This is a genomic window from Myceligenerans indicum (genome assembly GCF_016742955.1).
GTDB lineage: Bacteria > Actinomycetota > Actinomycetes > Actinomycetales > Cellulomonadaceae > Myceligenerans > Myceligenerans indicum.
The window spans coordinates 1-2,356 of record NZ_JABBYC010000109.1 but is presented as its reverse complement, the minus strand read 5'-3'; the positions used below and the strand labels follow the sequence as shown (position 1 = coordinate 2,356).

Here is a 2,356-nt window from a genome sequence, read left to right as displayed (position 1 = left end):
GCCTTATCGTCGGCAGCGTCAGATGTGTATAAGAGACAGGGTCTGGCCCGCCCCCGCCCCCGCGCGGGCTACTATCCCTGAGTGCCCGAACGTTCGCAGCCCGCTCACGATCCGGCGTCGCCCCGGTCCGCGCCGCACCTCCCGCTGGACTGGGAGACGGACACGCTCCTGGGCCCGCCGTTCGAACAGGCGAAGCTCGGCCCCGCGACCCTGGTCCGGATGCTCCCCGACGACGACGCCCCGCCGCCGCGCGCCGCCGTCGTGCACGTGCACGGCTACAACGACTACTTCTTCCAGGAGCATCTCGCCCACGCCTTCACGCGTGCCGGGTACGCCTTCCACGCCGTCGACCTGCGGGCCGCGGGACGTTCCCTGCGCCCCGACCAGGTACCGCACTTCGTCGGCGACCTGCGCGAGCAGGCCGCCGACATCGACGAGGCCGCCTGCGCCGTCCGCGAGCTGCACCCCGGCATCCCGCTGGTGGTGCACGCCCACTCCACCGGCGGACTCACCGCGGCCCTGTGGGCCCACGCCCGCCGCGAGACGCTCCCGGACGGGTCGTTCCAGGGGCCCGACCTGCTCGCGCTGAACAGCCCGTTCCTGGACCTGCCCGGCACCCTGTTCGACCGCACCGTGGGCACGTGGATCCTGCGCATCGCGGCCCCCGCGAGCCCTCACCGGGTCATCACGAACGGCCGCAGCGAGTACGCGACGCACCTGCTGGCGGCCAACGGCGGCCGCTGGGAGTTCGACACCCGCCTCAAGAAGCCCGAGGGGCAGCCGACCCTGGCCCTGTGGATGCGCGCGGTGCGGCGCGTCCAGATGCAGGTCGCCCGCGGCCTGCGGATCCCGGTGCCGGTACTCGTGGCACGGTCGGACTCCTCCGGCCCGGACCAGGCCGACAACCCGCTGCTCGACACGCAGGACACGGTGCTCGACGTCGACCAGATCGCCCGCCGCACCCGGCGGCTCGGGGAGGACGTCACCCCGCTCGTGGTCCCCGGTGGGGTGCACGACCTGTCCCTGTCGGCCCACGGGCCCCGCACCGACTACCTCGGCAAGCTGTTCGCGTGGCTGGAGGAACGACTGTGACGGCCCGTGACGCGAACGACCGCGGCGCCACGGACACCGGCTACTTCGACGCCCCCCGCGGCTTCGCCGCGCTCGCCCACCGCGGGTTCGCCCGCCCCGGCGGCGTGGACAACGGCCTGGAGAACTCGCTGGCCGCGTTCGCCGCCGCCGTCGACCTCGGCTTCTCCTACGTCGAGACCGACGCGCACGGCACCCGCGACGGCGTCGCCGTCGCCCTGCACGACGAGTCGCTGGACCGCACCACCGACGCCACCGGGCAGGTCGCCGACCTGCCCTGGCACGCCGTGCGCGCCGCCCGCATCGGCGGGACCGAGCCGGTCCCCCGGCTGGACGAGCTGCTGGGCACCTGGCCGGGCCTGCGCGTGAACATCGACGTCAAGGCGGACTCCGGAGTAGGGCCCGTCGCCGAGGCCGTCGAGCGCACCCGCTCCCACGACCGCGTGTGCGTCACCTCGTTCTCGCCCGCGCGCCGCCGCGCGACGCTCGCGCTCCTGTCGCGGCCGGTGGCCACCTCGGCCGGGACCGGCGAGGTCGCGCGCTTCCTCGCCGGTGCCCGGACCCGCATCGCGCCGCTGGCGCGACGTGCCCTGCGTGACGTCGGCGCCCTGCAGGTCCCCGTCGCGCAGCCCCTGCCCGGCGCGGGACACCTCACGGTGGTCGACGCCGTCACCGTGCGCGCCGCCCACCGCGCCGGCAAGCAGGTGCACGTGTGGACCATCGACGACGCCGCCGAGATGAACCGCCTGATCGACCTCGGCGTGGACGGCATCGTGACCGACCGCGCCGACGTCCTCAAGGACGTGCTGACCGCCCGCGGGATGTGGGCCTGAGCCCGGGGCCGCGGGGCCGAGCCCGCGGCCCCCGGGCGGCGTCGTCCGGGACCTCACGGCACGCTCGACGGCTCGCACCCGACCGCCGGGGCCGTGACCGGCGCCGTCCCGGAGCCGATGAACCCGTAGGTCGCCGACGCGCCCGGCGCCAGGGCGCCGTTCCAGGAGACGTTGCCGACGGCGACGGTGCCCGTCGTGCCCTGCGGCTCACCGTTCCACAGCTGCGTGATGCCCGATCCGGACAGCGTGAACCGCGTCAGCCAGCCGTCCAGGCCGTCGCTCGTCGCCGTGACCGTGACCTCGGCCTGGTAGCCGCCCTCCCACGCGTTCACGACCATCATCACGGCCTCGCAGGTGCCCGACGGCGGCTCGGGGCTCGTCGGGTCGCCGGTCGGCTCGTCCGTCGGAGTGGGGGCTGTCTCTTATACACATCT

Annotated in this window: 3 protein-coding genes; 2 read left to right on the top strand and 1 reads right to left on the bottom strand. The window is 74.8% G+C overall.

The genetic code is table 11. From position 1 onward, the window contains the following. Positions 1-81: 81 nt before the first annotated feature. Together HGK34_RS22045 and HGK34_RS22040 are read left to right on the top strand one after the other, a co-directional pair. Positions 82-1,092 (top strand): alpha/beta hydrolase, encoded by a 1,011-nt coding sequence (locus HGK34_RS22045; protein ID WP_307816175.1) that lies wholly within the window; start codon positions 82-84, stop codon positions 1,090-1,092. Next, the gene (locus HGK34_RS22040; protein WP_201851538.1) at positions 1,089-1,922 is read left to right on the top strand and encodes a glycerophosphodiester phosphodiesterase family protein; all 834 of its coding nucleotides are present in this window, start codon (positions 1,089-1,091) and stop codon (positions 1,920-1,922) included. Before HGK34_RS22045 ends, HGK34_RS22040 begins: the two co-directional genes overlap by 4 nt. Positions 1,923-1,975: 53 nt before the next feature. Here the strand turns inward: HGK34_RS22040 and HGK34_RS22035 are convergent, their stop codons facing one another. Further along, positions 1,976-2,263: a cellulose binding domain-containing protein gene (locus HGK34_RS22035; RefSeq protein ID WP_244667060.1), complete on the bottom strand. Its 288-nt coding sequence runs from the start codon at positions 2,261-2,263 to the stop codon at positions 1,976-1,978. Between the last annotated feature and the right edge of the window lie 93 nt (positions 2,264-2,356).